The following is a 24104-nucleotide window of genomic DNA, read 5'->3' as shown; positions in this document are numbered from 1 at the left end:
ACGATTCGGTTGTGGCCCGCAGGTGTTCTCCACGTCACATCTGCCATGCCATGGTGGTGCCCGACACCAGCCACGCACTGCAGATCGGGTTCTGGAAAGGACAGCAGCCATGAAGGTCGAAGATCTCCTGAAGCCCTTCCCCATCAAGGAGTTTCATCCGTTCCCGCGCGCCATGATGGGTCCCGGCGCGCACGAGATGGTCGGCCCGGAAGCTCTCAAGATGGGCTTCAAGCGGGTGCTGCTGATGAGCTCGGGCCTGCGCGGAACCGACATCGTGCACAACATGGCCGAGTCGCTGAAGTGGCACGGCCTGGAGGTCGTGGTCTACGACCAGGTGGAGTCCAATCCCAAGGACTACAACGTGATGGACTCGGTGAAGCTCTACCAGGAGAACGAATGCGACAGCTTCATCTCCATCGGGGGCGGCTCCACCCACGACGCCTGCAAGGGTGCCCGCATCTCGATCGCGCATGACGGCCGCAACGTCAACGACTTCGAGGGCTTCAACAAGAGCGAGAACCCGAAGAACCCGCCGCACATCGCGATCTCCACCACCGCGGGCACCGGCTCGGAGACCTCGTGGGCCTACGTCATCACCGACACCACCACCGATCCGGACAACCCGCACAAGTACGTGGCGTTCGACGATGCATCGGTGGCCACGCTGGCTGTCGACGACCCGGTGCTGTACTACGAATGCCCCACCGACTACACCGCGCAGTGCGGCTTCGACGTGCTCGCACACGCCTCGGAACCCTACGTGTCGCGGCTCAATTTCGAACCGTCACTGGGCAATGCGATCCGTGCGATCAAGCTGACCGCGGAGAACCTGCGCGAAGCCACCTGGAACGGAACGGATCTCAAGGGCCGCGAAGGCATGATGTACGCCCAGTACATCGCCGCGCAGGCCTTCAACTCCGGTGGCCTCGGCATCATCCACTCGATCTCCCACGCCGTCAGCGCGTTCTACGACACCCACCACGGGCTGAACAACGCGATCGCCCTTCCCCGGGTGTGGGCGTTCAACATGCCGGTGGCCTACAAGCGCTTCGCCGACATCGCCCAGGCGATGGGTGTGGACACCTACGGTATGACCGACGTGCAGGCCGCCGACGCGGCGCTGGCCGCGGCGATCCGCCTGCTGCGCGACGTCAACATCATCGAGCGCTTCGTCGACGTCAAGCAGGACAGCTACTCGAAGAACCGACTGGGCAAGGGGCCCACCAAGTTCTACGAGAACGCACCGGTCATCAAGGGTGACAAGGCCGACGTCGATCGCATCACCAACCACGTCCTCGGTGATGCGTGTACACCCGGCAATGCGAAGGAATGCACGTTCGACACCGTGCGCCCGGTGGTCGATCACTGCATGAACGGCAGCCTCGACGAGCTGCTGCCCTGACATGTTCTCTTCCGTGGAGGGGGTGCGCGAGGCGCTCGCCGGCGAGGGTTACATCGCCGACGAGCGCCTGGCCACCACGGTGTTCCTGCAGACCCGCCTGGACAAGCCGCTGCTGATCGAGGGACCGGCCGGTGTCGGCAAGACCGAACTGGCCAAGGTACTGGCGGCAGCGACCGGCCGCCGGCTGCTTCGCCTGCAGTGCTACGAAGGGCAGGACGAGACCAAGGCACTCTACGAATGGGATTACGGCAAGCAGCTGCTCTACACCCAGATCCTGCGGGAGAAGATCGGGCAGCTGGTAGCCGATGCGACAGACCTCGACGAGGCCGTCGAGCGGATCGGCACCCAGGAGAGTGTGTTCTTCTCCGACCGCTTCCTTGCACCGCGACCCCTGCTTGAGGCGGTGCGGTCCGCCGAGCCGGTGGTGCTGCTGATCGACGAGATCGACCGCGCCGACGAGGCTCTGGAAGCGGTTCTGCTGGAACTGCTTGGCGAGTACCAGGTTTCGGTTCCTGAGCTGGGCACGTTCACCGCGATCCACGCACCGTATGTGATCCTCACGTCGAACAACACCCGCGACCTCGCGGCGGCGCTCAAGAGGCGGTGCCTGCACCTGTTCCTCGACTATCCGGCGGCCGAGCGGGAACTGCAGATCGTGAAGTCGAAAAACACCGGGCTCTCCGATGCGCTCGCCACACAGCTCGTCGATGTCGTGCGTGGGCTTCGTGAACTCGAACTACGCAAGGCGCCCAGCATCTCCGAGACCATCGACTGGGCGCGCACCCTGGCTGTCCTCGGGGTCGACGACCTGTCGGCCCAGGTGCTCTCGGACACCGTGTCGGTCGTGGTCAAATACGACAAGGATGTCCGCAAGGCACTCGACGCGCTGCCTCGCCTGGTCGATCCGAACGCGACAGTGCCTGAGCACAAGCATCATTCGCATGACCATCCGCACGGGCACAGCCATGACCACCCGCACGGCGACGATCACGATCACGATCACGGTGATGACGGTCGGACCGCCCGGCTGGCCAAGGACAAGCCCGGCCGCTTCACCGACGGTTACTACGGCACTCCCAAGAGGTCGGATACCGCGACCTTGGGTCGACGCCGGGCACTGTGACCGATGGAAGCCACGCTGCACCGCTTCGTCCGGCTTCTCCGTCTCGGCGGGGTGCGAGTCTCGATCCCCGAGGCGACCGACGCGATGCGGTGTGCCGCGCAGCCCGGCGTGCTTTCGTCGCGAGCCCTGCTGCGCACCGCTTTACGCGTCGCGCTGGTCAAGGACGAGCGGGACGGACCGATGTTCGACGAGATCTTCGACGCGTTCTTTCACCTCGTGCGGGTCGGTGACGACGCCGCCGGCCACGGGCACTCCCACGCGCACGACGACCTCGTCGACACCGGAGAGCTCGAATCCTTCACGCTCTCCGAACAACCCAGCGACACTCCCGAGCAGGGCCATGAGCACGGCAAGCCGTCGAGCATCCGCGACTACTTCAAACAGGAGGATCTCGCGCAGCGCTACAACATGCACCAGGAAGCAAACAAGATCGATCTAGCCGCGCTGACCGACGAGATCGCGTTCAGCGATCAGACCCGCACCGGCGCCGACGACGCCTACCGGGTGCAGCTGTCCACCGACCGATTGAGCGGTGCACCCACCGTCGGGAACCTGTCGACGTCGGCCGGCACCCCCGTCGACGCGGAGCTGACCATCGCCGAGCAGGAGGCCCTACTCGGTTGGCTGGACGGTGAATTCGGCCCTCAGGACGGTGATCACGAGGACGCCGCGGCGCTACGCAGGCGGCTGGCCGGCGTGCTGGAGAACCTGCCGCAAGCGCTCAAGCGTCACCTGGAGGCGCTGCTGGCGCTGGAGACCGCGATCGTCGAGACGCGGGAGCGGCGCGAAGCCCAGGTGGACCGGATCGGGGAGGCCGAGCGCGCCGACCTCGAGGACTCACTGCGCCGGCTCGCCCGCACCCTGCACGGCGCGTTGACCCACCGGCGCCGGGTCGCGGCCGCGGGACGCGTCGACTCCGGACAGACCATGCGCCGCAACATGCGCTTCGACGGCGTGCCGTTCATGCCGGTCACCGTGCGGCGCGCCGAGGACCGGCCGAGGCTGGTCGTGCTGGCCGACGTGAGCCTGTCGGTGCGGGCGACGTCACGGTTCACCCTGAGCCTGGTACACGGTCTGCAGGACCTGTTCACCCAGGTCCGCTCCTTCGTGTTCGTCGCCGACATCGCCGAGACCACCGAACTGTTCCGCGACCACGCCGGGGACCGGGCGCTGGGCCAGATCTTCGGCGGGGACGTCATCGACACCGCCGCGAACTCCGACTACGGCGCCGTCTTCGGCGAGTTCACCGCCGAGCACTCCTCGGCGGTGACCCGGCGCACCACGGTGCTGGTGCTCGGCGACGGGCGAACCAACGGCCGCGACCCCAACCTCGCCGCGTTCGAAGAGATCACCCGCCGCGCGCGCGAAACCGTGTGGCTCACCCCCGAGCCGCGCTACTCCTGGGGTCTGGGCAGCTGCGATCTGCCCCGCTACGCCGAGTTCTGCGACCGGGTGCGCGTGGTGGCCGACCTGACCGGCCTCGAAACTGCCGCCCACGAGTTCGCGGCGGAAGCCGTGGGCAGGTGAGGTGTGGGTCGTAGTGTGGAACGCGGAGTGTCGGCCCGGTCACAGGACGTGACCGCGGCCCGAGGCTGGCGAGGCGAGGCAGTGACGACAAAACAGCTGACGACAAAACAGCTGACGACAAAACAGCTGGCGACAGGGCAGACGAGCGCGGCGGTGGAGTCACGGCTGCTGAAGTTCCATGCCCCGGAGATCGTGTTCGGGGTGTCGTCGATGGTCGAGGCGGCGCACGCGGCGATGCGGCTCGGGGCGATGCGGCCGATGCTGGTGACCGACCCGGGGCTCATCGAAGCCGGTTGGGCCGACGAGATGGTGCGCCACCTCGCCGACCAGGGCATCGCGACCCGACTGTGGCACGACCTGACGCCGAACCCGAAGGACCACGAGATCGCCGCGGGATTCGAGCGCTACGCCGAGTACGGCTGCGACGTGCTGGTGGCCGTCGGTGGCGGATCGGTGATCGATGCCGCCAAGGGGGTGGCGATCCTGGCCGCCAACGGCGGCAACATCTTGGACTACGAGGGCGTGGACAAGGCCGAGATGCCGATCCCGCCGCTGGTCGTCGTCCCGTCCACCTCCGGCACAGGCGCCGACGTCTCGCAGTTCTGCATCGTCACCGACACCACCCGCAACACCAAGATCACGATCCTGGGCAGGGCACTGGTGCCCGACATCACCGTGATCGATCCGCGGCTGCTCACCACGATGCCGGATTGGCTCAACGCCGCCACCGGTCTGGACGCCCTCACCCACGGCATCGAGGCGTACGTCTCGCTGGGGCACAACCAGCTCACCGACCATCACGCGCTGCGCGCCGTGCAGATGGTGACCGACAACCTGGCCGCGACCCTGGAGCGGCCCGACGAGATGCCGGCGCGGGTGCTGATGGCCCAGGCCGCGCTGGAGGCCGGGCTGGCGTTCACCAATGCGATCCTGGGCGCCACGCACGCGATGAGCCATCAGGTGGGCGGGCTGCTGGACCTGCCGCACGGCGTCGTCAACGGCGTCCTGCTTCCGCACGTCATCCGGTTCAACGCCGAAGCCGACCCCGAGCCGTACAAGGCCATCGCGACGTTCCTGGGGGTCGCCGACCCGGGAACGCCGGCCGCCGAAGCAGCACTGGCGCTGGCCGACCGCATCGATGCGCTCGCCCGCGACGTCGGCGTGCCCCGCGGGCTCGCCGAACTGGGTGTGCGGCCCGAAGACCTGCCCCGGCTGGCCACGACCGCGCTGTCCGACGCCTGCATGAGCACCAACCCGCGGCCCGCCGACGTGGCCCAGATGCACGCCCTGTTCCAGGCGGCGATGTGAGATGACGGCCGCCGACGCCGGCCCGCCCGACCTGGCCAGGCTCACCGGGTTACGTTCTGGCAAGGGTCGCTTCTACTCCGAATTACGGCTCACCGCAGCGCGATTGGATCGGGTGATCGCGGCGCTGGACACCATCTCCCGCGCCCTGGTGCAGACGATCGACGGCCCGGAGAAACTCGTCCGCGCTGTGGCCGAGGCGGCGCGCGCCACGCTGGACGCCGACTGGGTGCTGCTTGCGCTGGCCGACGGTGCGCTGCCCGAAGCCAGTGTGCGACATCTGATCCTGGATTCCGAAGGCGTGGCCTACGCCTTCGAGGGGCTCCGCGATGCCGCCGATCCGGGCGCCGCGCTACCCGACGCGGTGCTCAACCGGCTCAACGACATCCTGCGCGGGCAGCTCGCCGGTTTTCGGCTGCCGGTGATGGAGAAGCAGCACGCCCACGTCCCGATCGAACTCGACGGCACGGTGATCGGGGCGTTCGCGGCGTGGACGCCGCCGCACCGCGCCCTCGACGGCACCGACGCGATGGTGATGCGCATCCTCGCCGGCCAGACCGCGGTGGCCCTGCAGAATTCTGCGCTGTTCACCAAATCGGTGTCCCTGCTGGCCCAGTCGGAGGCGCGCAACGCCGAACTGCTGGCCACCCAGCGTGAGCTCGGCGCCGTCCAACGCCACCAGGTGCTCAACTCCGAACGTCACCGCATCGCGCGAGAGCTGCACGACAGCGTCGCGCAGACGGTGCTCTCAGCCGGCATGCAGATCGAGGTATGCCGCAGCGAAATCGCCCAGCAGGAAGGCGAACTCGCCGGGCGACTGGACCTGGCCAAGGAGCTCACCCGGTCGGCAACCGAACAGTTGCGCTCAGCCATCTATGCGCTCAACCAGCCCGCCGACGCGCGCAGATCCGGACTGGCCGCCATGCTCGGCCAGCTCGCCACCGTGCACATGCCGGAGGATCTGCGGGTGACGTTGCGCGTCGACGGACACGCGAGCGAACTGCCCGGCGACGTCGAGCACGATCTGCTGCGGATCGCGGGGGAAGCGCTGTTCAACACGGCGATGCACGGCCAGGCCACGCGGGCCATCGTGCGGCTGACCTATCGGGTTGACGCGGTGTCGCTCTCGATCGCCGACGACGGCACCGGCGATCCCGACAAGATGCGGCTCATGCTGCGCATGGCCGAAGCCGCCGACGTCGACGGTCGCCATCGCGGTCTGGCCAACATGGCTGCGCGTGCGACCGGACACGGCGGCAGCTTCGACGTGTACCGCTCGCGCCTCGGCGGAGTCCGCGTCGTGGCCCGCATTCCCTATCGCAGAGCAGATCTCGCAGAAAGCGGGTCATCATGACACCCATCAGGCTGGTCCTCGTCGACGATCACGCGATCCTGCGCCAGGGCCTGCGGTCGGTTCTCGAACGCGCCGACGACCTCGTCGTCGTCGGCGAGGCCGCATCGGAGGCCGAGGCGGAAGCCGTCGTGCGCGCCACCTCGCCCGACGTCGTCCTGCTGGACCTCAAGCTGTCGGCGGGATCGGAGTTCGAGGGACTGACGTTGTGCGGCAAGCTCTCCGCCGCCTATCCGAACCTGGGCCTACTGATACTCACCACGTTCCTCGACGAGGACCTGGTGGTACGCGCGGTGCACGCCGGTGCCCGCGGGTACGTGGTCAAGGACGTCGACACCACCGAGCTGGTCCGCGCCATCCGTGCGATCTCGGCGGGCGACAGCGCGTTCGACTCGCGCAGCGCCGCGGCCGTGGTCCGCTCGATGTCGGGGCGGGGCGAGCCCAGGGCACAGCTCACCGACCGTGAGGTGGAGGTGCTGCGACTACTGGCTGCGGGCCTGTCCAACAACAAGATCGGCGAGAAGCTCTACATCTCCGCGACCACCGCGAAGTTCCACGTCAGCAACATCATGCGCAAGCTCGAGGTGAGCAGGCGCGCCGAAGCGGTGTACGCGGCGAGCAAGCGAGGCCTGATCTAGCGGTCGAGGATCAGCCAGCCGCCGTGGAAGTCGAAGGTGTGCGCCGAGATTCCCGGATGGCGGTCCGTCAGCGTGTCGGCCAGACGCCTCATCCGCGCCGGATTGAAGCGTTGCACATGTCCGTAGCATTCGCGCGGCTCGTCCTCGAACGGGACCGCGATCACCACCCGGCGGCGCGCCAACCGGAGCGCTTCGTCGCAGACGGCCGTCATCACCTCGTCCGGTAGATGCTCGATCAGGTGCAGCGCAGTGACGGTGTCGGCGCTGCCCGACCGCAGGGGCACGGACGTCGCATCGCAGGCCAGCGTGGTCAGCGGGCGCTGCAGCCGCGGACTCACCGTCGCGAGCAGCTTCATGGTCGAGGCGCTGAGATCAGTTGCCGTGACGTCGATGCGACGTGCCATCCGCAGTGGGAAGAAGCCGAAGCACGAGCCCAGATCGACAAGCTTGCCGCCGCGCACCTGCGTCGCCGCTTCGGCGTGGATGGGACCGAAGGCGGTGGTGCCGCGTTCGAGGGCGGCCAGCGAGTTGCGATAGAACCGCAGCCACGAGGGCAGGCTGCCGTCGACGGTCGAGCGGACCACGCCGGTGAACACGAGCTCGAATTCTGCTTGCCCCCGGAGCACCTCGGTGTCGACCAGGTGCTCGGTGAGCAGCGAGGTCAGTGCGTCGGACAGCTCCGCCGGACTCAGGTCGTGCTCGACACTGAGCAGATCGTCGCGCCGCTGCACGCAGAACCTACCGGCGCACACGGTTGACGCGCTGCGGTGCGGCCGGTGCGGACCCCGCCGGCGGCTGACCCGGATGCCGTGGCTGCTCCACAACCCCCGGGGTGACGGCGCGAGCGGATCGAGTTGAGCTGCTTGCATATTCGATGACGCTAGGAGACGGTGGCGAGTGTTCGCGTGCCCCGATCGGGTGCGATCTGGGGACCGCCCGGGTGGGTGGGTACTGCCCGATCGGCGAGTACTCCTGCTCGGGCGGGGCTTCTAGCGTGGACGGCACCGAGACACTGAGGAGTCACCATGGCCGCCTGGTTCGAGACAGTCGCTGACGCGCAACGACGAGCCCGAAAGCGCCTGCCGCCCAGCGTGTACAGCGCGCTCGTCGCCGGCTCCGAGAAGGGCGTCACGGTATCGGACAACACCGCGGCATTCGCGGAGCTGGGCTTCGCTCCCCACGTGGCGGGCTTGTCCGGCAAGCGCGACATGGCGACCACGGTGATGGGGCAGGCGATCTCGCTGCCGGTGCTGATCTCCCCGACCGGGGTGCAGGCGGTCCACCCGGACGGCGAGGTGGCGGTGGCGCGCGCGGCCGCGGCCCGCGGCACCGCGATCGGACTGTCGTCGTTCGCGAGCAAGCCCATCGAGGAGGTCACGCTCGCCAACCCCGCCACGTTCTTCCAGATGTACTGGACCGGCGGTCGGGACAAGCTGCAGGCCCGCATGGAACGAGCGCGGCGCGCCGGCGCCGTGGGCCTCATCATCACCACCGACTGGTCGTTCTCGAACGGCAGGGACTGGGGGAGCCCGGCCATCCCGGAGCGGATGGACCTCAAGGCGATGCTGCGCTTCGCGCCCGAGGGGATCCGCAGGCCGCGGTGGCTTCTCGAGTTCGCGAAGACGGGACGGGTTCCGGACCTGACCGCACCCAACCTCGCCGACGGCGGCGACGCGCCGACCTTCTTCGGCGCCTACGGCGAATGGATGCAGACGCCGCTGCCGAGCTGGGAGGACATCGCTTGGCTGCGCGAGCAGTGGGGCGGACCCTTCATGCTCAAGGGCGTGATGCGCGTCGACGACGCCCGGCGGGCTGTCGATGCCGGTGTCACCGCGATCTCGGTGTCCAACCACGGCGGCAACAACCTCGACGGCACGCCCGCGGCGATCCGTGCACTGCCGGCGATCGCCGAGGCCGTCGGCGATCAGCTGGAGATCGTGCTCGACGGCGGTATCCGTCGCGGGTCCGACGTCGTCAAGGCCGTCGCGCTCGGTGCCCGCGCGGTGATGATCGGCCGCGCCTACCTGTGGGGCCTGGCCGCCGGCGGGCAGGCCGGTGTCGAGAACGTCCTCGACATCCTGCGCGGCGGTATCGATTCCGCGCTGCTGGGCCTGGGGCTGTCGTCCATCCAGGAACTCGAGCCGGCGAGTGTCATTGTGCCCGAGGGCTTTCGGCGCGACCTGGGAGTTCAGCGGGGTGTCTAGCCCGCTTTGTGCGCAGTGAGCAGGAACGCGCTCATCTTCGCCCGGCCCTTCTCGTCACGCGCGTGGGGCGGCAGGGGCATTTCGGCGGGCATGTTCGCGTGGATGAAGGCCGGCCGCACGTCGTCGATCTCCCAGTATCGGCCGACGGCGTCGCGCAACTCGTCCTCGGTGACCTCGTTCGGCTTCTGCTCGATGTCGGGTGGGAACGCCCCCGCCGCGAACACCAGGATGAAGTAGCTCGCACCCGGCGCTGCGGCGCGGTGCACCGCCTGCACGTAACCGTCGCGGCCCTCGATGGGCAGCGAATGGAACAGCGTGGAGTCCATCACCGTCGAGAATCGGCCGTCGAACCCCGTGAAGGTCGTGATGTCCGCGGCCACGAACGTCGCCCCGGAGAGTCCCCGATCGTGAGCGGCCGCCGTCCCTGCCGCGACCGCGGTCGGCGACAGGTCGATCCCCGTCACCGTGTAGCCCCGTGCCGCCAGCGTCAGCGACAGCTCGGCGTGGCCGCAGCCGGCGTCGAGCACCTCGCTGCGCACCCTGCCGGCATGGATCAAGGCCGCGAGCTCGGGCTGTGGCTCGCCGATGTTCCAGGGTGGCTCGGCGCCGTAGGGGGTGTCGCCGCGATAGGTGCCGTCCCAGTCCATGTCCTGCAGATGGTCTGCCATGGGCGCCAAGGTACGCGCCCTTCGGGAAGTTTCGGCCGTGCTCGCGGCTTGAAGAAGGAAACTGCTTCACGACGGACGGATGCGCCATGACGATCACGCCCCTGACCATTCCCCGCGGCTCGTTCGACCTCGCGGGCCTGCTCCATCTGCCCGACGATGTCGATGGCTCGGGTCCCGTCGCGGCGGTGGTGCTGTCCACGCCGGGCAGCAGCGTGAAGGAGCAGATCGGCGCCAACTACGCGTCCCGGCTGGCCGCCCGTGGCATCGCCGCTCTGGTGTTCGATCCCGCCTATCAGGGGGAGAGCGGTGGCACCCCGAGGGATCTGGAGGATCCCTACCGTCGCGGCGAAGACATCTCCTACGCCATCGACGCCCTCCAGCTCGTGCCCGACGTCGCCGCCGATCGCATCGGGGTGCTCGGAATCTGCGCCGGCGGCGGATACGCCGTGCACACAGCGCGCACCGACCACCGCATCCGCGCGGTCGGGACCGTGGTGGCCGGCAACATGGGTGAGAGCTGGCGGTCGACGGCCTTCGCCCCGGACGGTCCCGCGGCGGCACTCGATCGGCTGGCGGCAGATCGCACCCGCGAGGTCCAGACCGGCCGCCTCGAACGCCTCAACTGGTTACCCGACACCGCTGAAGACGCGGTCGCCGCGGGCATCACCGACATCGACAACACCCAGGCCATCGAGTACTACCGCACATCGCGGGGCGGGCACCCGCGCTCGACCAACCGGCGGCTGGCACGGGGGGACTCCCTGCTGATCGGCTACGACGCGTTCCATCTCGTCGACCAGTTGCTGACCCAGCCTCTCCAGGTCATCGTCGCCGGGCGCAAAGGGGTGACGATGTCCTACGAAGCGGGCATGAAACTCTGGGAGCTGGCGCCGAACCCGATCGACCTGATGGTGATCGAGGGCGCCGGCCACTACGAGATGTACGACGTTCCGGAGTACGTCGACCAAGCCGTCGACCGACTGGCCGACTTCTATCGCGAGTACCTGCCCGCCGCGTAGGTCACGCGTCGACGGTCACAGTGGCCCGGTAGTCCTGTAGCGCAAGGGAATCCTGCGGTGACTGCGGATAGGGATCGAGGGAACGCAGCGTGACGGTGTGCCCGCCCACCCGGGCCGTCGGCCCCGTCGTCTCCGACGCGGGGAAGGTGCTCAGCTCGACCGTCTGCGGCGGTGCGCCGGCAGATTCGACGACGAGTGCGATGCGCGCCTGACCCGCCCAGACGCAGTCGACCAGTGCGGGGCACCGGGAGTCCTCGAGCACCCGGTCGAAGCGGACGGTCACCGTCGAACCCGCCACGCTCGCCTGCTGCCCACCGGCCAGTACGAGCACCGGCTCTGCCGCGGCAGTACCTCCCGTGGCGAAAGCCAGAACGGTTGCGGCGCAAGCGATCATGTATCCCCTCACGTCGGCACCTCCCAGGTGTGCACCGGATCGTTGGAGTGCATGCGCTCGCAGTACAGGCGCAGCATCTCGGCCAGCGCCGCGGGTCGGCTCATGCCCCGACCCTGCAGCGCCGCCACCGCAGCCGTCTGCCACACGGCGCCGTTACGGCCCGATTTGGCGCGGCCCTCGATCACCCCGAGGTAGCGGTCGCGCACCTCGGCGGCCACCTCCCAGCGGCGTAACCCCTCGTCGGCCAACGGCAGCAGATGCCGCAGCACCAACTCGTCAGGGGTGACCTCGCCTGCACCCGGCCAGTACAGGCGGGCGTCGAGGCCGTGCTGAGCGGCTGACTCGAAATTCGCCTGTGCCGTCGCGAAACTCAGCTTGGTCCACAGCGGGCGGTCCTCCTCGGACAGCGCCCGCAGCGCGCCGTAGTAGAACGCCGCGTTGGCCATCATGTCGACCACCGTGGGTCCCGCGGGCAGCACGCGGTTCTCCACCCGCAGGTGCGGGCGGCCAGCCACCACGTCGTACACCGGCCGGTTCCAGCGGTAGATGGTGCCGTTGTGCAGCCGCAGCTCCGACAGCGCCGGCGTACGGCCGGCGGCGAGTTCGGCGACCGGATCCTCGTCGGACAGCTCGGGCAGAAGCGACGGGAAGTACCGCACGTTCTCCTCGAACAGATCGAAGATCGACGTGATCCAGCGTTCCCCGAACCACACCCGCGGCCGCACGCCCTGCGTCTTCAACTCGTCGGGGCGCGTGTCGGTGGCCTGGGTGAACAGTTCGATGCGCGTTTCTGCCCACAGTCGGTGGCCGAAGAAGTACGGCGAGTTGGCGCCCAGCGCGAGCTGCGGACCGGCGAGCACCTGGGCGGCGTTCCAGTTGTTCGCGAAGTCACCGGGTGACACCTGCAGGTGCAATTGCATGCTAGTGCAGGCTGATTCGGGGGCGATCGAGGCGGTCTGCAGGCTCAGCCGTTCCGGACCGTGGATGTCGATGTCGATGTCTTCACCGCGCGCGGTGAAGATCGAGTCGTTGAGCGCCTGATAGCGGGTCGACTCACTCATCCAGTGCCCGGACAGATGCTGGGGCATCAACGTCGGCAGGATGCCGACCATCACGATGTGGGAGCCGTCGCTGTTGGCTTTGGCCTCCGCGGCGTTCAGGCTGGCGCGCACCTCGCCCTCCAGGTCGAGCGCGGCCCGCCCGGGGAGCCGCCGCGGCGGCACGTTGAACTCGATGTTGTAGGCGCCGAGCTCGGTCTGGTAGGCGGGATCGGCGATCGCCGTGAGCACCTCGGAGTTGTTCATCGCCGGTTGGTAGTCGCCGTCGACCAGATTGCACTCGATCTCCATGCCGGTCAGCGGCTTCTCGAAGTCGAAGCTGGATTGCGCCAGCATCGTCTCGAACACGTCGAGGCACAGCTGCACCTTGCGCCGGTACTCGCGGCGATGCTCGCGAGTGAACTCGGTCTGCGTCAGTTCCTCGCCCACGACAGCCATTGAACGCCATCGCCGGCGATCGGGCGCAACAGTTGGCCGGTAAGGTCGCTCCTGCGCACAGGGGAGGAACCGACGTCCATGAGTTCGCGTGTCAGCTTCGCGCTGCTCGGGCCGTTTCACATGACGGTGGAAGGCGCCGCCGTCCCGCTGGGTACGCCGAAGCAGCGGGCCGTGCTGGCCGTCCTGGTGCTCAACCGAAACCGCGCGCTGTCCACCGAGATGCTGATCGATGCGGTGTGGGGCGAGCAGGCCCCGGCCGAAGCCCGCGCAAGCCTGCACGCGTACGTGTCGAACCTGCGCCGCCTGCTGCGCACGGCCGGCGTCGACGACCGCCAACTCCTGGAGAAGGCCTCCGCGGGTTACCGCGTCCGCGTCGACGAGGGCGACGTCGACCTGGGCCGCTTCATCGCGGCCCGGGGTGCAGGTCTCGAGGCCGCTGCGGCGGGACGCTTCCAGGACGCGAGTACGCACCTGTCGCACGCGCTTGCCGAGTGGAAGGGCGACTTTCTCGTTGATCTGCGCGGCTTCCCGTTCGTGCAAACCTTCGAGGTGGCACTGTCCGAGGACAGGATCTCGGCGCACACCGTCCGGGCCCAGGCCGAGATCGCCTGCGGGCGAGCGGACTCGGTGATCGCTGACCTCGAAGAGCTTGTCGCCCGCCACCCGTACCGGGAGCCGCTGTGGGCTCAGCTGATGACGGCCTACTACCTCGCGCAGCGCCAGTCGGATGCCCTGGACGCGTTTCGCCGCGTCAAGGACGTGCTCGCCGACGAACTCGGTATCGACCCGACGCCCGAGCTGCGCGACCTGCACGCGGTGATCCTGGCGCAGGCGCCGCTGAACGTCGGACCGTCGATCCGCAAGACCGCCGCCGACACGATGGTGGCCACCGTGAACCGCCTGATGTCGGCGTCGCAGAGCGGCGCCGCGCGACTGCGCGCTGCAGGCGGCACGACGTATCCGTTGACCGACGCCGTCACCCGCATCGGCAGGCATTCCGACAACGACATCGTGCTCGGCGACCCTCGGGTCAGCCGCCAGCACGCGGTCATCGTCGGCTCCGGCGCCGGGTACGTGATCATCGACGCCGGATCGGCCAACGGAATCCACCGCAACGGCGGCCGAATCCAAGGCAGCGCCGAACTCTCCGCCGGGGACCGGCTCGGAATCGGCGACGGCGAGTTCGTCTTCGAACACGACGGAGGGTAGGACCGCGGCGCCGGCCGAGGCATCCCAAGATTTTTCCAAGGCCGCCCCGACATCGTTGTCTCACTCGTCGCGGACACCGGGACGGCACGGTCGAGGTTCCGGCCGGGCCACCGATCGGGGGACGGTACCACCGGTGCCCGACGAGCAGGCCGCTGATGCGAGGGAACTCACGCGGCCGACCGGTCGGGTCCGGGGATCTCGGTGGAGCACGTGCGCCGGGGCCCCGGATCCGGCCACCCCTGCCCGGTCAAGCGAGGATCGCGCGCGCTCGCACCACGTCGGGCAGGGTGCATTCCGCGGGCAGCCGCGTCAACGTGTCGGCGAGCTGCGGGTGGGCCGCCTCGCCGCGGAGGTCGACGTCGTCGAGTGCGGCCCGAAGCTCGTACAGCGGCGCACCCTGGTGGCGGGCCATCGCCATCGCCACCCCCAGGTCCGCTGCGCTGGTGTCGGGATCGGTGTGGGTCTTGGCCCGCGCGCGCAACAACTCCGCGTCGAAGAAGTGCATCTGGGTGTCCTCGGCGATCTGCAGCGCACCGTTGATGCGATCGCGGGCCTCCTCCAACCGCCCCGCCGCGATCAGCAGACGACCGATCACGCAGTCGTACTGGGTTTGGTAGGCATACAGCCCGAGTGATCGCCAGAAGTCGGTGAACCCGGTGAGCTGATCGATCTGGGCCGACAGATCGCCGGCGTCTGCGCCTGAGCGCAACGAGAGTTCGGCTGCGACGGTGGCCTGACCGAGCGTCGACCCCAGCATCTGCCAGAAATCGATGCCGTACCGCTCGGCACGCTCGACCATTTCGGACACCACCCGCTCGGCGCGGTCGAGGTCGCCGCTCTCGCGGCGCAGCCAGATCTCGATGTGATTGGCGTAGGCCTGGTTGTAGGGGCCCCAGGGGAACGCCAGTTCGTCCCCGCGGTTCTCCGCCTTGGCCATCGCGACTTCCGCAGCCGCCTGTTCGCCCCGCAGCACGTGGTAGATCGAGAGGTGTTCGTAGGCCAGCGCGACGACGTCCCAGGGAATGAACCATAGCTCCTGCATGCTGTTCTGACCCTCGGCGTCGAAGCCGGCGCTGGCCTCTTCGAAATACCTTCTTGCCCTCTCGAATTCGCCGCGCAGGAACATGACCATCCCGTGCACGCAGGCGATGGCCGGGTTCCACACCCGGCGCCGCTCGTCGGGAGTCTCCTGCAGAGCCTCCGCCAGCTGATGCGCGCGGCGAAGATCGGACTTGTTGATGTAGTAGCTGCTGACCGCCAGTAGGGTTCCGATCACCTGATCGTCATGCAGATCAGAGCCGACGATCTGCAGGCTCCGCTCCAGATCCTCAGCCACCGAAGGGCTTTGGTAACCCTCGGCGGTCGAGGTGAGGAACCCGCGCTCGAGCCGGGGCTCGATCTCCAGCCGGTCGCGATCCCGCCCGGATGGGCACAGTTCGAGTTGAGCCAGCGACCGCGTCAGGTAGGCGCGGGCCTCCTCCAGGGCGCCGCGGCGGCGCGCGGTTGCCGACGCCTCGCGATAGGCGCCGGCGGCGTCGGCGTGCCGCTCGGCCTGCTCGTAGTGGGCCGCCACCAGACGCCAGTCCGGCTCCCCGGCCGCACCGGCGACCAGGACGTCGGCGGTGCGGCCATGCAACGCCCGGCGCACGCTCGGCGGTGCCAGTTCGGCAGCCACCTCACGCAGCAGCTCGTGGCGGAACTTCCACACGTCGGGCCCATGCGGCTCGAAGACCTTCGCATCCTCGAGCTCGTCGATGACGTCGTCGACCTTGTCCTCGCTCAGCGACGACACCGCAACCAGCAGTGCCCGGTCCACATGTCTGCCGATCACGGCGGCCGCCTCGACCACCGGCACCACGTCGGGGACGGCGAGCAAACGGGCGAACAGCGGCTCGTAGAGGGAGTCGGGCACCGTGGAATGTACTGCGCCAGGGTCAGATTCGAGTCCGTTGACCACCTGCTCGATGTAGTACGGCACGCCGCCGCACCGCGCTCGCACCGCCGCGCACTGCTCGGGTGCGATCCGCGGATCCAGGGCCAGCACCAACTCGTCGGTCTGCTCGTCGGACAGCGGCGACAGGTCGAACACCTTGGCCGGCCACTGCTCGTTGAGCCAGTTGCCCTCGCGGCCGGTGATCACCACCAGCAGGCGGCCGTCGGTTGCGGCGAGCACGCTGCCCAGCAATTCGAGCGTGGACTGGTCGAACCAGTGGGCGTCCTCGGCCAGCACCAGGCCGGGTCGTCCGCCGAACGCGGAGAACAGGTAGTTCTTCATCGCCGCCGTGATGAGTTCGACCAGCTTGCGACCCTCCGCCTGCGGCGGGTCGTAGCCGAGTGCGGCATCGAGGCCCAGAATGGGTGCGAGCAAAGGGATCTGGGTGACAGGATCCACGCCGAGCGCGCGCAGCTCGGCCTCCAGCAGCTGCAGGCGACGGGCCGGCTCGGTCACCCGCGTGATACCGCAGCGCCGTTCCAACAGCAGTCGCGCCGGATGCAGGCCCACATCGGCGTGCACGGGCGAGCCGACGAGCTCGACGACGGTTCCGTTGTCATGCTGCACCAGCTCGGTGGCCGCCACGGCGAGTCGGCTCTTGCCGATGCCCGCCTCCCCGCGGAACGCCACCGCCGGTACCGTCAGCGTGCCCGCCTGCGCGCGCCGCCAACTCTTCTCCAGCCGAGCGAACTCGCGGTCCCGTCCCACCAGCGGACCCATCGGTGCCGTCGCGGTGTAGGCGCGTTCGCCGAGAACGCGGAACGGATTGATCACTTCCGCGGAGCCCGGCATCGCCGCCGACGGCAGCTGCTCCAAATCGAAGGCGTTGCGCACCAACGGTTCCACCGAATGCGACACCGCCACCCCGCCGGTCGGAGCCAGCGCCGACACCTGTGCGGCCAGGTTGACCGCAAGGCCGTACACATCGTCCTGGTCGCTGTCGAGATAGACGGGCCCGCGGTGCACACCGATGCGCATGTCGACGCCCGCGCCGAACCGGCGCCGCGCCTGTTCACTGAGCCGTTCCACGTCGCGCGCGATGTCCAGCCCCGCCTGGACAGCACGGCGCACGTCGTCGTCGTGGGCGTTCGGATAGCCGAAAACCACCAGCAGGCCGTCGGCCTTGGACGAGGCGACGTGGCCCTCATAGCGCTCGGCCACCTGCCGGACGACGTCGCGGAAGCGACTGACCAGGAGGCGGTGGGTCTCCGGCTCGACACGCAGCGCCAGATCGGTGGCGTCGACGAGATCGGCCGAGATGATCGTCAACCGGCGGATCTCCCCCCGATCAGTCGGGGCCCGCAGCAGATCCTCGGCCTCAGCATTGCGATGGTCGACGGCCAGGACCTGATCGGCCAGCGCGGACGCCTTCGCCCGGTCACCACTGTTGACCGCGGCCACGGCCCGGTCGAGGAGATCGTCGATCGACCCGCCCGTGCGCGTCAGGTCGAGGCCCGTGTCATCGTGCGTCCCGACCTCGCCTCCGTGCAGCGTCGCGGCCAGATCGCCCTCTGCACCCGGCAGGCTCGACGTCACCGACACCCGCGCCTGCGTGGACGCCGCGCCGTCGAGCGCCCGGCTCGCCGCCTCGGCGAGTTCCAGCGCGCTCTGATACCGGTCGTCGGGGTTCTTGGCCATGCCCTTGGCGATGACGGCGTCGAAGGCGGCCGGGATGTACGGGTTGACGGCCGACGGCCTGGGCGCAGGCGCGGTCAGATGGGCCATCATCTGTTCCTCGACGGTCTGGCCGTTGAACGGTGGGGTCGCGGTCAGGCACTGCGCCAGAACGCATGCCAGCGAGTAGACGTCGGACCGAATGTCGCTGAGCCCGTTGCGGAATCGTTCGGGCGCCATGTACAGCAGGGTGCCGACGATGTGCGCCGAATTGGTCAACCCCGTGTCGGTGATGGCCCGCGCGACGCCGAAGTCGATCAGATATGCGAAGTCGTAGCGGGCGATGAGGATGTTGGACGGCTTGACGTCGCGGTGCACCAGACCGGCCTGATGGGCGGCATCGAGCGCCATCGCCACCTGCTCGACGATCACGACCGCCCGACTGGGGATGAGCGCGCCGTTGGCGAGCAGATTCTGCAGGTCGCAGCCGTCGATCAGCCGCATGTCCACGTACAGCCGACCGTCCACGTCGCCGTAGTTGTGGATCGGCACCACGTGCGGCTCGGTCAATTGCGCGGCGGCGTGCGCCTCACGGCGGAAGCGTTGGAGGTAGAGCTCGTCCTCGGCCCACTGGGCCGGAAGCAGCTTCAGAGCCACGACGCGGTCGGTGACCGTGTCATGGGCGCGCCACACTTCGCCCATGCCCCCACGGCCCAACAGATCGATCAACTGATATCGACCGAAGGGAGTCCCCTCCATCGAACCTCCCCCGCAAAAACCAGCTACCCCCGCGACAGTTTCACACTAGGGCGGCCGGGTACGGGACGCGAGCGGTTCGGGAGCACCGCGTCGAACTCGACGCCCGGCGGCCCGCTGGCCCATAAACTCGCCGTGTGGAGGGTGCTTCGGAGGGGAAGGTGCTGGGCTACCTGGTGGTCCACGGCCGCGACGAGCTGACGGTCCCCATCGTCGATCAACTGTTCGTCGGTCGGGAGTGCGCCGGCATCAGCGAGCACCGGCGGCTCGTTCTGTCCGAGAAGCACATTTCTCGCAACCATTTCGAGATTCGACTGATCGCCGACCTCGACCTCGCCGTGGTCATCGACACCAGTACCAACGGGACCTCCCTGAACGGCATGCCGCTCGCGCGTACCGTTGCCGCGCCCATCGTCCCCGGCGATCGAATCACCGTCGGCGACATCGCGATGACGTTCCGGTCGGACCGGTTCGCCAAGAAGGACCGGCAGCTGCCCACCCTGACCCAGGCCGAGATCAGCCAGGCGGACATGGTGATGGTCGTCGGCGACATACTGTCCTATTCGACGATCTCGGAGGTGACCGACAGCAGGGTGCTCGCGGAGAGCATGTCCACGCTGTGGTGGCGGCTCGACGAACTCCTCAGGGCGCACCACGGCACCCTCAATCACTACGCCGGCGACGCGATCTACGCGGTGTGGAACACCCAGACGCACGCGAGTGCCCACGCGGCAGCGATCGACTTCGCGCTCGCCGCCGACCGGGCAGTTGCCACGCTCGGCCCGTCGCTGACACTGCGCGATGGCGCCGGGGCGCCGATTCGGATGGGCTGGAGCGTGGTGCACGGCGCGGCCGCCCAGACCGCGATGGCGGGAGCGATGGCCACGATCCTCGGCGACTCCACCAACCTGGCCTTTCGGTTGGCCAGTATTGCCGGCCGCGACGGCCGCTCACCGGTCCTGGTGACGGGCCGGGTGCACGACGCCACCGCGGACCTCTACCTGTGGGGCGTACCCGACGAGGTCACGGTCAAGGGGCGGCACACCCGCGAGATCATCTATCCGGTGATCAGCCGCCTGCCGACGGCCCCCGCGTCGCCAACATCACCTGCGGACTGAGACAGCCACCGCGCAACTCGACCTGCATCGCCGGGTCGGCGTGGCGGGCCAGCGTGCGCAGCGCCGACGGGCTGTAGGCCCGCAGCGAGCTGATCACGCCGTCGTGGGCGAACGGCAGGAACGGCGCCAGCGGCAACATGGTGGCCAGCCGGGCCAGGTGCAGCAGCGCGGGTGGGCGGGGCAGATCGATGATCAGCAGCGTGGTGGCCACCCGGGTGCCTTCGGCGAGGACCGTGGCCGCAGCCGCCGGCGGCAGATGGTGAAACGACAGCGCGAACACCGCGAGGTCGAAAGCACCGTCGGCGGCGTCGAGTGCGGTGGCATTCATCTGCGCGACGGTGGCGCGGGGATGGGCGCCGAGCTCGGCGGCGATGGCCGCCACGGACTCGGGTTCGACGTCGGTGACGGTGACACGGGCCGATGGATGCCACTCGAGCAGCCGACGCGACAGTGCGCCGTGGCCGGCGCCCAACTCGAGAATCCGCGGATCGGGGACGTCGGCGACCTGCTCGAGCGCGAGCGTGGCGAACCGGTCGTGGTTGCCGAACACATCACCGGTCCAGTCCAGCGCGCGGATCACGCTGCGCTTCACCTTCGGGTCGACGTCGTCGCGGTCCAGGTACTCCTCGCGATCGGTCTCCAGCAGACGGTCCAGGCAGGAGGCCTTCGGACCGCCGCGAGGCATGTCCGCGAGCTGGGCCGTATCGGTGGCGGTGATCAGGGCGCCACCTGGAAAGGTATGACGGGCGGCGGGCCGCCGCCGGGCATGGTGAACAGCTCGGGGATCTGCGGACGCTCGGTGGGAACCTTCGTCCCGTCGCGGTACACGAGCGTTCCGGTGTAGACGCCGTTGTCGTAGTCGTCGTAGTAGAAGCTGCCCTCGACGATGTACTGGCATTCGGCGCGCGTCGCGGTCACGGGAACGAAGACGCCACCGAAGTCGGGAGACTCGCACCCGGCCCGGGGGTCGACGGCCGGGGGAGCGGGCTGGGCGATCGCGGGGGCGCTGAGAAGAAGGGGCGCGGCCACGAATGCGGCGGCCGCGGCGAGCCTGCAGCGTCGAGTGTTGATGAGCGGCACCTTTCCGTCGCGCCTTCGCGCACTCTAGCGCGACCCGGCCGGGCGTTCGGCCGATCAGCGGGTCCCGTGGTTCATCGTCGTGGTTCATCATGGACGGATGGCCGACTTCGTCGCTGCAATCGACCAGGGCACCACCAGCACCCGGTGCATGATCTTCGACCACGACGGCGCCGAGGTGGGCCGCCATCAACTCGAGCACGAGCAGATCCTGCCCCGGGCCGGATGGGTCGAGCACAACCCCGTGGAGATCTGGGAGCGCACCGGATCGGTGGTGGCCACAGCGCTGAACAAGACGAACCTGTCTGCCGTCGATCTCGCTGCACTGGGCATCACCAATCAGCGCGAGACGTCGCTGGTGTGGAATCGCAAAACGGGACGTCCGTACCACAACGCGATCGTGTGGCAGGACACCCGCACCGACCGCATCGCCTCGGCGCTGGACCGCGACGAACGCGGTGACATCATCCGCCGTAAGGCCGGGCTGCCGCCGGCCACGTACTTCGCCGGCGGCAAGGTGCAGTGGATTCTCGACAACGTCGACGGGGTGCGTGCCGATGCCGAGAAGGGCGACGCGATCTTCGGCACCACCGACACGTGGGTGCTGTGGAACCTGACCGGAGGGCACCGCGGCGGCGTGCACGTGACCGACGTGACCAACGCCAGCCGCACCATGCTGATGAACCTGGAAACACTCGACTGGGACGACGAGCTGCTGTCGTTCTTCGACATTCCCCGTCAGATGCTGCCCGAGATCCGCCCGTCCTCGGTGACCGAACCGTTCGGGATGACACTGGACACCGGTCCGGCCGACGGGGAGATCCCGATCACCGGAATCCTCGGTGATCAGCAGGCGGCGATGGTCGGTCAGGTGTGCCTCTCCGAAGGCGAGGCCAAGAACACCTACGGCACAGGCAATTTCCTGCTGCTCAACACCGGCGAGAAGATCGTCCGCTCCGACAACGGCCTGCTGACCACGGTCTGCTACCAGTTCGGCGACGCGAAACCCGTGTACGCCCTGGAGGGTTCGATCGCGGTGACCGGCTCAGCGGTGCAGTGGCTGCGCGACCAGCTCGGCATCATCAGCGGCGCATCGCAGAGCGAGTCCCTGGCCCGTCAGGTCTCCGACAACGGCGGCGTCTACTTCGTGCCCGCGTTCTCGGGTCTCTTTGCACCGTATTGGCGTTCGGATGCGCGCGGCGCGATCGTTGGGCTCTCCCGCTACAACACCAACGCACACGTTGCCCGCGCGACGCTCGAGGCGATCTGCTATCAGAGCCGCGACGTCGTCGATGCGATGGAGGCCGACTCGGGCGTGCACCTCGAGGTGCTCAAGGTCGACGGCGGCATCACCGCCAACGACCTGTGCATGCAGATCCAGGCCGACGTGCTCGGCGTCGACGTGGTGAAGCCCGTGGTCGCCGAGACCACGGCGCTGGGCGCGGCCTACGCCGCGGGCCTCGGCGTCGGCTTCTGGGACGGCGCCGACGATCTGCGCGCGAATTGGCAAGAGGGCAAACGCTGGTCGCCGGACTGGTCCGACGAGCAGCGCGCCGATGGCTACGCGGGCTGGCAGAAAGCGGTGTCCCGCACGTTGGACTGGGTCGACGTGGATTAGGCCGTGACTGATCAGCCGTTGTTGTTGGTCAACACGACCTTACCGACGGTGCGGCCGGATTCCAGCAGTTCGTGACCATGCGCTGCGTCGCGCAGCGGCACCTCGGTGTCGACCACGACGCGGATGGCACCGGCCTCGAACAGCGGCCACACGTCTCGGCGTACACCGGCGACGATCGCCGCCTTCTGCTCGGCGGGCCGGCCGCGCAGCATGGTCGCGGTGACGCTGGCGCGCCGCACCATCAGCGCACCCAGGTCGAGCGGCGCCGGTTCCATTGCTCCGCCGATGACCACGAGGTGACCGTCCGGAGCGAGGCAGGTGATGTTGCGGTCCAGATAGTCAGCCCCGACGACGTCCAAGACTGCGTCGACACCCCGTCCGTCCGTGGCATCCAGGGTGACCGCAACGAAGTCTTCAGTGCGATAGTTGATGGCCGTCTGTGCGCCGAGGGCCTTTCCATGGCTGACCTTTTCGTCGCTACCGGCGGTGGTGATGACGTATGCGCCGATGGCGCGGGCCCACTGCACCGCGAATGTCCCGATGCCTCCGCCGGCGCCGTGGATGAGCACAGCGTCGCCCGCGCGAAGTCCGGCGACCATCGCCAGATTGGAGTAGACAGTGCACGCCACCTCGGGGACGGCGGCCGCTTCGACGAGGGACAGACCCGCCGGGATCGGAAGTAGCTGATCTGCGGCCACGACTACCTGCTCGGCGTATCCGCCACCGTCGAGCAGTGCACACGCCGGATCGCCGATCGACCACTCGCCGACGTCGGCCCCGACGGCGACGACAGTGCCCGCGCACTCGAGCCCGAGGACGTGAGAAGCACCGGCCGGCAGCGGATAACGGCCCCTGCGCTGGAGGAGGTCGGCGTTGTTGACGCCGGCCGCAGCAACGGCGATCACCACCTCGCGACCACCGGGGGCCGGCACGTCGACGGGGCGCCACTGCAGGCCGTCGGGCCCGCCGGGCGTGTCGAAAACGATGGCCGACGTCACGACGCTGCCTTGACCGTCGATCCGGAGCGCGACGCGGCCTGGCGGGCAATGCTTTCGGCATACAAGGGCGTCTCGACGGCGCAGTGGCGACCCGATGCCTCCTGGCGCGCCGCGGCCGCCTCCTCGAAGGTCTGACCGTGCTCGGCGATGAACGCGAGGAAATGTTCAGTGGGGTGGGATGTCACGGTGTTCGTGTACCGGCAGTGATTTTCGTCCAGGCGTTCCATTCGCAGCTCCCAGATGACCTGGGTGGTGGTCCAGCCCAGCGGAGTCAGCACATCGGACAGCGACACCATCTTGCAGTAGTGCGGTTCGGCGACGTCGAACCGGTACTGCTGCACGACAAGTCCGCTGCCGATCATCTCCACGTTGATCGACATCGGTGTGCCGTCGTCATCGACGGTGTAACCCGCGGCTTTGTGGTCCCCCGGCGCGCAGCGCTGGTACTCGTGGGTGGGTAGTGCTTGCAGCCACTGGGCGATATTCACATGGTCGAACTCGACCTCCACCTCGGCGGTCAGCTGCGCGTGGGACAGCACCAGATCCTGCCGGACATCAGTGTTCATCGCTCGTCTCCTCCAAGTGTTGACGAGA

At 68.5% G+C, this 24104-nt stretch carries 20 protein-coding genes; 11 read left to right on the top strand and 9 right to left on the bottom strand.

Annotation, left to right across the window (positions count from 1 at the left end; genetic code table 11):
• Positions 1 to 109 precede the first annotated feature (109 nt).
• The 6 genes from mdo (at position 110) to ACZY1G_RS14215 (ending at position 7346) form a co-directional block, all read left to right on the top strand.
• Entirely contained in the window at positions 110 to 1402 is a 1293-nt protein-coding gene (gene mdo / locus ACZY1G_RS14240; RefSeq protein WP_463812504.1) for an NDMA-dependent methanol dehydrogenase, read from the top strand.
• Between the two features lies 1 nt (position 1403).
• Positions 1404 to 2525: an AAA family ATPase gene (locus ACZY1G_RS14235; RefSeq protein ID WP_463822738.1), complete on the top strand. Its 1122-nt coding sequence runs from the start codon at positions 1404 to 1406 to the stop codon at positions 2523 to 2525.
• A 3-nt stretch (positions 2526 to 2528) separates the two neighbouring features.
• Positions 2529 to 4052, top strand: a complete 1524-nt coding sequence (locus ACZY1G_RS14230; protein ID WP_463812502.1) for a VWA domain-containing protein — start codon at positions 2529 to 2531, stop codon at positions 4050 to 4052.
• Positions 4053 to 4178: 126 nt separating this feature from the next.
• Positions 4179 to 5360, top strand: a complete 1182-nt coding sequence (locus ACZY1G_RS14225; RefSeq protein ID WP_463823002.1) for an iron-containing alcohol dehydrogenase — start codon at positions 4179 to 4181, stop codon at positions 5358 to 5360.
• 1 nt (position 5361) lies between these two features.
• Positions 5362 to 6711 (top strand): MadS family sensor histidine kinase, encoded by a 1350-nt coding sequence (locus tag ACZY1G_RS14220; protein WP_463812501.1) that lies wholly within the window; start codon positions 5362 to 5364, stop codon positions 6709 to 6711.
• On the top strand, positions 6708 to 7346 hold the full coding sequence (locus ACZY1G_RS14215) for a MadR family response regulator transcription factor (RefSeq protein ID WP_335333660.1): 639 nt from the start codon (positions 6708 to 6710) through the stop codon (positions 7344 to 7346). Before ACZY1G_RS14220 ends, ACZY1G_RS14215 begins: the two co-directional genes overlap by 4 nt.
• On the opposite strand, the gene mftM is transcribed toward ACZY1G_RS14215, so the two are convergent.
• Positions 7343 to 8215: a mycofactocin oligosaccharide methyltransferase MftM gene (mftM, locus tag ACZY1G_RS14210; protein WP_463812500.1), complete on the bottom strand. Its 873-nt coding sequence runs from the start codon at positions 8213 to 8215 to the stop codon at positions 7343 to 7345. The genes ACZY1G_RS14215 and mftM overlap by 4 nt on opposite strands.
• Before the next feature lie 156 nt (positions 8216 to 8371).
• On the opposite strand from mftM, the gene mftD reads away from it, so the two are divergent.
• Positions 8372 to 9550 (top strand): pre-mycofactocin synthase MftD, encoded by a 1179-nt coding sequence (mftD, locus tag ACZY1G_RS14205; RefSeq protein ID WP_463812499.1) that lies wholly within the window; start codon positions 8372 to 8374, stop codon positions 9548 to 9550.
• Here mftD and ACZY1G_RS14200 read toward each other — a convergent pair.
• Positions 9547 to 10218 carry a class I SAM-dependent methyltransferase gene (locus ACZY1G_RS14200; protein ID WP_463822737.1) on the bottom strand — a complete coding sequence of 224 codons (672 nt, stop codon included), beginning with the start codon at positions 10216 to 10218 and terminating at the stop codon, positions 9547 to 9549. The two genes, mftD and ACZY1G_RS14200, sit on opposite strands and share 4 nt — an antisense overlap.
• Positions 10219 to 10304: 86 nt before the next feature.
• On the opposite strand from ACZY1G_RS14200, the gene ACZY1G_RS14195 reads away from it, so the two are divergent.
• Entirely contained in the window at positions 10305 to 11237 is a 933-nt protein-coding gene (locus tag ACZY1G_RS14195; RefSeq protein ID WP_463822736.1) for an alpha/beta hydrolase, read from the top strand.
• 1 nt (position 11238) lies between these two features.
• On the opposite strand, the gene ACZY1G_RS14190 is transcribed toward ACZY1G_RS14195, so the two are convergent.
• Positions 11239 to 11643 carry a hypothetical protein gene (locus tag ACZY1G_RS14190; RefSeq protein WP_463812496.1) on the bottom strand — a complete coding sequence of 135 codons (405 nt, stop codon included), beginning with the start codon at positions 11641 to 11643 and terminating at the stop codon, positions 11239 to 11241.
• Positions 11640 to 13127: a glutamate-cysteine ligase family protein gene (locus ACZY1G_RS14185; RefSeq protein WP_463822735.1), complete on the bottom strand. Its 1488-nt coding sequence runs from the start codon at positions 13125 to 13127 to the stop codon at positions 11640 to 11642. Before ACZY1G_RS14185 ends, ACZY1G_RS14190 begins: the two co-directional genes overlap by 4 nt.
• 78 nt (positions 13128 to 13205) lie before the next feature.
• Between ACZY1G_RS14185 and ACZY1G_RS14180 the strand changes: the two genes are divergently transcribed.
• Positions 13206 to 14336 carry a BTAD domain-containing putative transcriptional regulator gene (locus ACZY1G_RS14180; protein ID WP_463812494.1) on the top strand — a complete coding sequence of 377 codons (1131 nt, stop codon included), beginning with the start codon at positions 13206 to 13208 and terminating at the stop codon, positions 14334 to 14336.
• Positions 14337 to 14583: 247 nt separating this feature from the next.
• On the opposite strand, the gene ACZY1G_RS14175 is transcribed toward ACZY1G_RS14180, so the two are convergent.
• Complete coding sequence (locus tag ACZY1G_RS14175; protein ID WP_463812493.1) at positions 14584 to 18702, bottom strand: serine/threonine-protein kinase; 4119 nt, start codon at positions 18700 to 18702, stop codon at positions 14584 to 14586.
• A 134-nt stretch (positions 18703 to 18836) separates the two neighbouring features.
• Here ACZY1G_RS14175 and ACZY1G_RS14170 point away from each other — a divergent pair, with 134 nt between their 5' ends.
• On the top strand, positions 18837 to 19817 hold the full coding sequence (locus ACZY1G_RS14170; RefSeq protein WP_463822734.1) for an FHA domain-containing protein: 981 nt from the start codon (positions 18837 to 18839) through the stop codon (positions 19815 to 19817).
• On the opposite strand, the gene ACZY1G_RS14165 is transcribed toward ACZY1G_RS14170, so the two are convergent.
• Both ACZY1G_RS14165 and ACZY1G_RS14160 read right to left on the bottom strand, forming a co-directional pair.
• On the bottom strand, positions 19768 to 20502 hold the full coding sequence (locus ACZY1G_RS14165) for a class I SAM-dependent methyltransferase (RefSeq protein ID WP_463812491.1): 735 nt from the start codon (positions 20500 to 20502) through the stop codon (positions 19768 to 19770). The two genes, ACZY1G_RS14170 and ACZY1G_RS14165, sit on opposite strands and share 50 nt — an antisense overlap.
• Positions 20503 to 20534: 32 nt before the next feature.
• Positions 20535 to 20897, bottom strand: a complete 363-nt coding sequence (locus tag ACZY1G_RS14160) for a hypothetical protein (RefSeq protein WP_463812490.1) — start codon at positions 20895 to 20897, stop codon at positions 20535 to 20537.
• A gap of 97 nt (positions 20898 to 20994) precedes the next feature.
• Between ACZY1G_RS14160 and glpK the strand changes: the two genes are divergently transcribed.
• Positions 20995 to 22512 (top strand): glycerol kinase GlpK, encoded by a 1518-nt coding sequence (glpK, locus tag ACZY1G_RS14155; protein ID WP_463812489.1) that lies wholly within the window; start codon positions 20995 to 20997, stop codon positions 22510 to 22512.
• 11 nt (positions 22513 to 22523) lie between these two features.
• Here the strand turns inward: glpK and ACZY1G_RS14150 are convergent, their stop codons facing one another.
• Both ACZY1G_RS14150 and ACZY1G_RS14145 read right to left on the bottom strand, forming a co-directional pair.
• Complete coding sequence (locus tag ACZY1G_RS14150) at positions 22524 to 23510, bottom strand: NAD(P)H-quinone oxidoreductase (protein ID WP_463822733.1); 987 nt, start codon at positions 23508 to 23510, stop codon at positions 22524 to 22526.
• Positions 23507 to 24076, bottom strand: a complete 570-nt coding sequence (locus ACZY1G_RS14145) for a hypothetical protein (RefSeq protein WP_463812487.1) — start codon at positions 24074 to 24076, stop codon at positions 23507 to 23509. Before ACZY1G_RS14145 ends, ACZY1G_RS14150 begins: the two co-directional genes overlap by 4 nt.
• Between the last annotated feature and the right edge of the window lie 28 nt (positions 24077 to 24104).

It is taken from the genome of Mycobacterium sp. IDUB_5 (assembly GCF_055419565.1).
The sequence above is the reverse complement of the archived record's forward strand: the minus strand, read 5'-3'. Positions and strand labels throughout refer to the sequence as shown.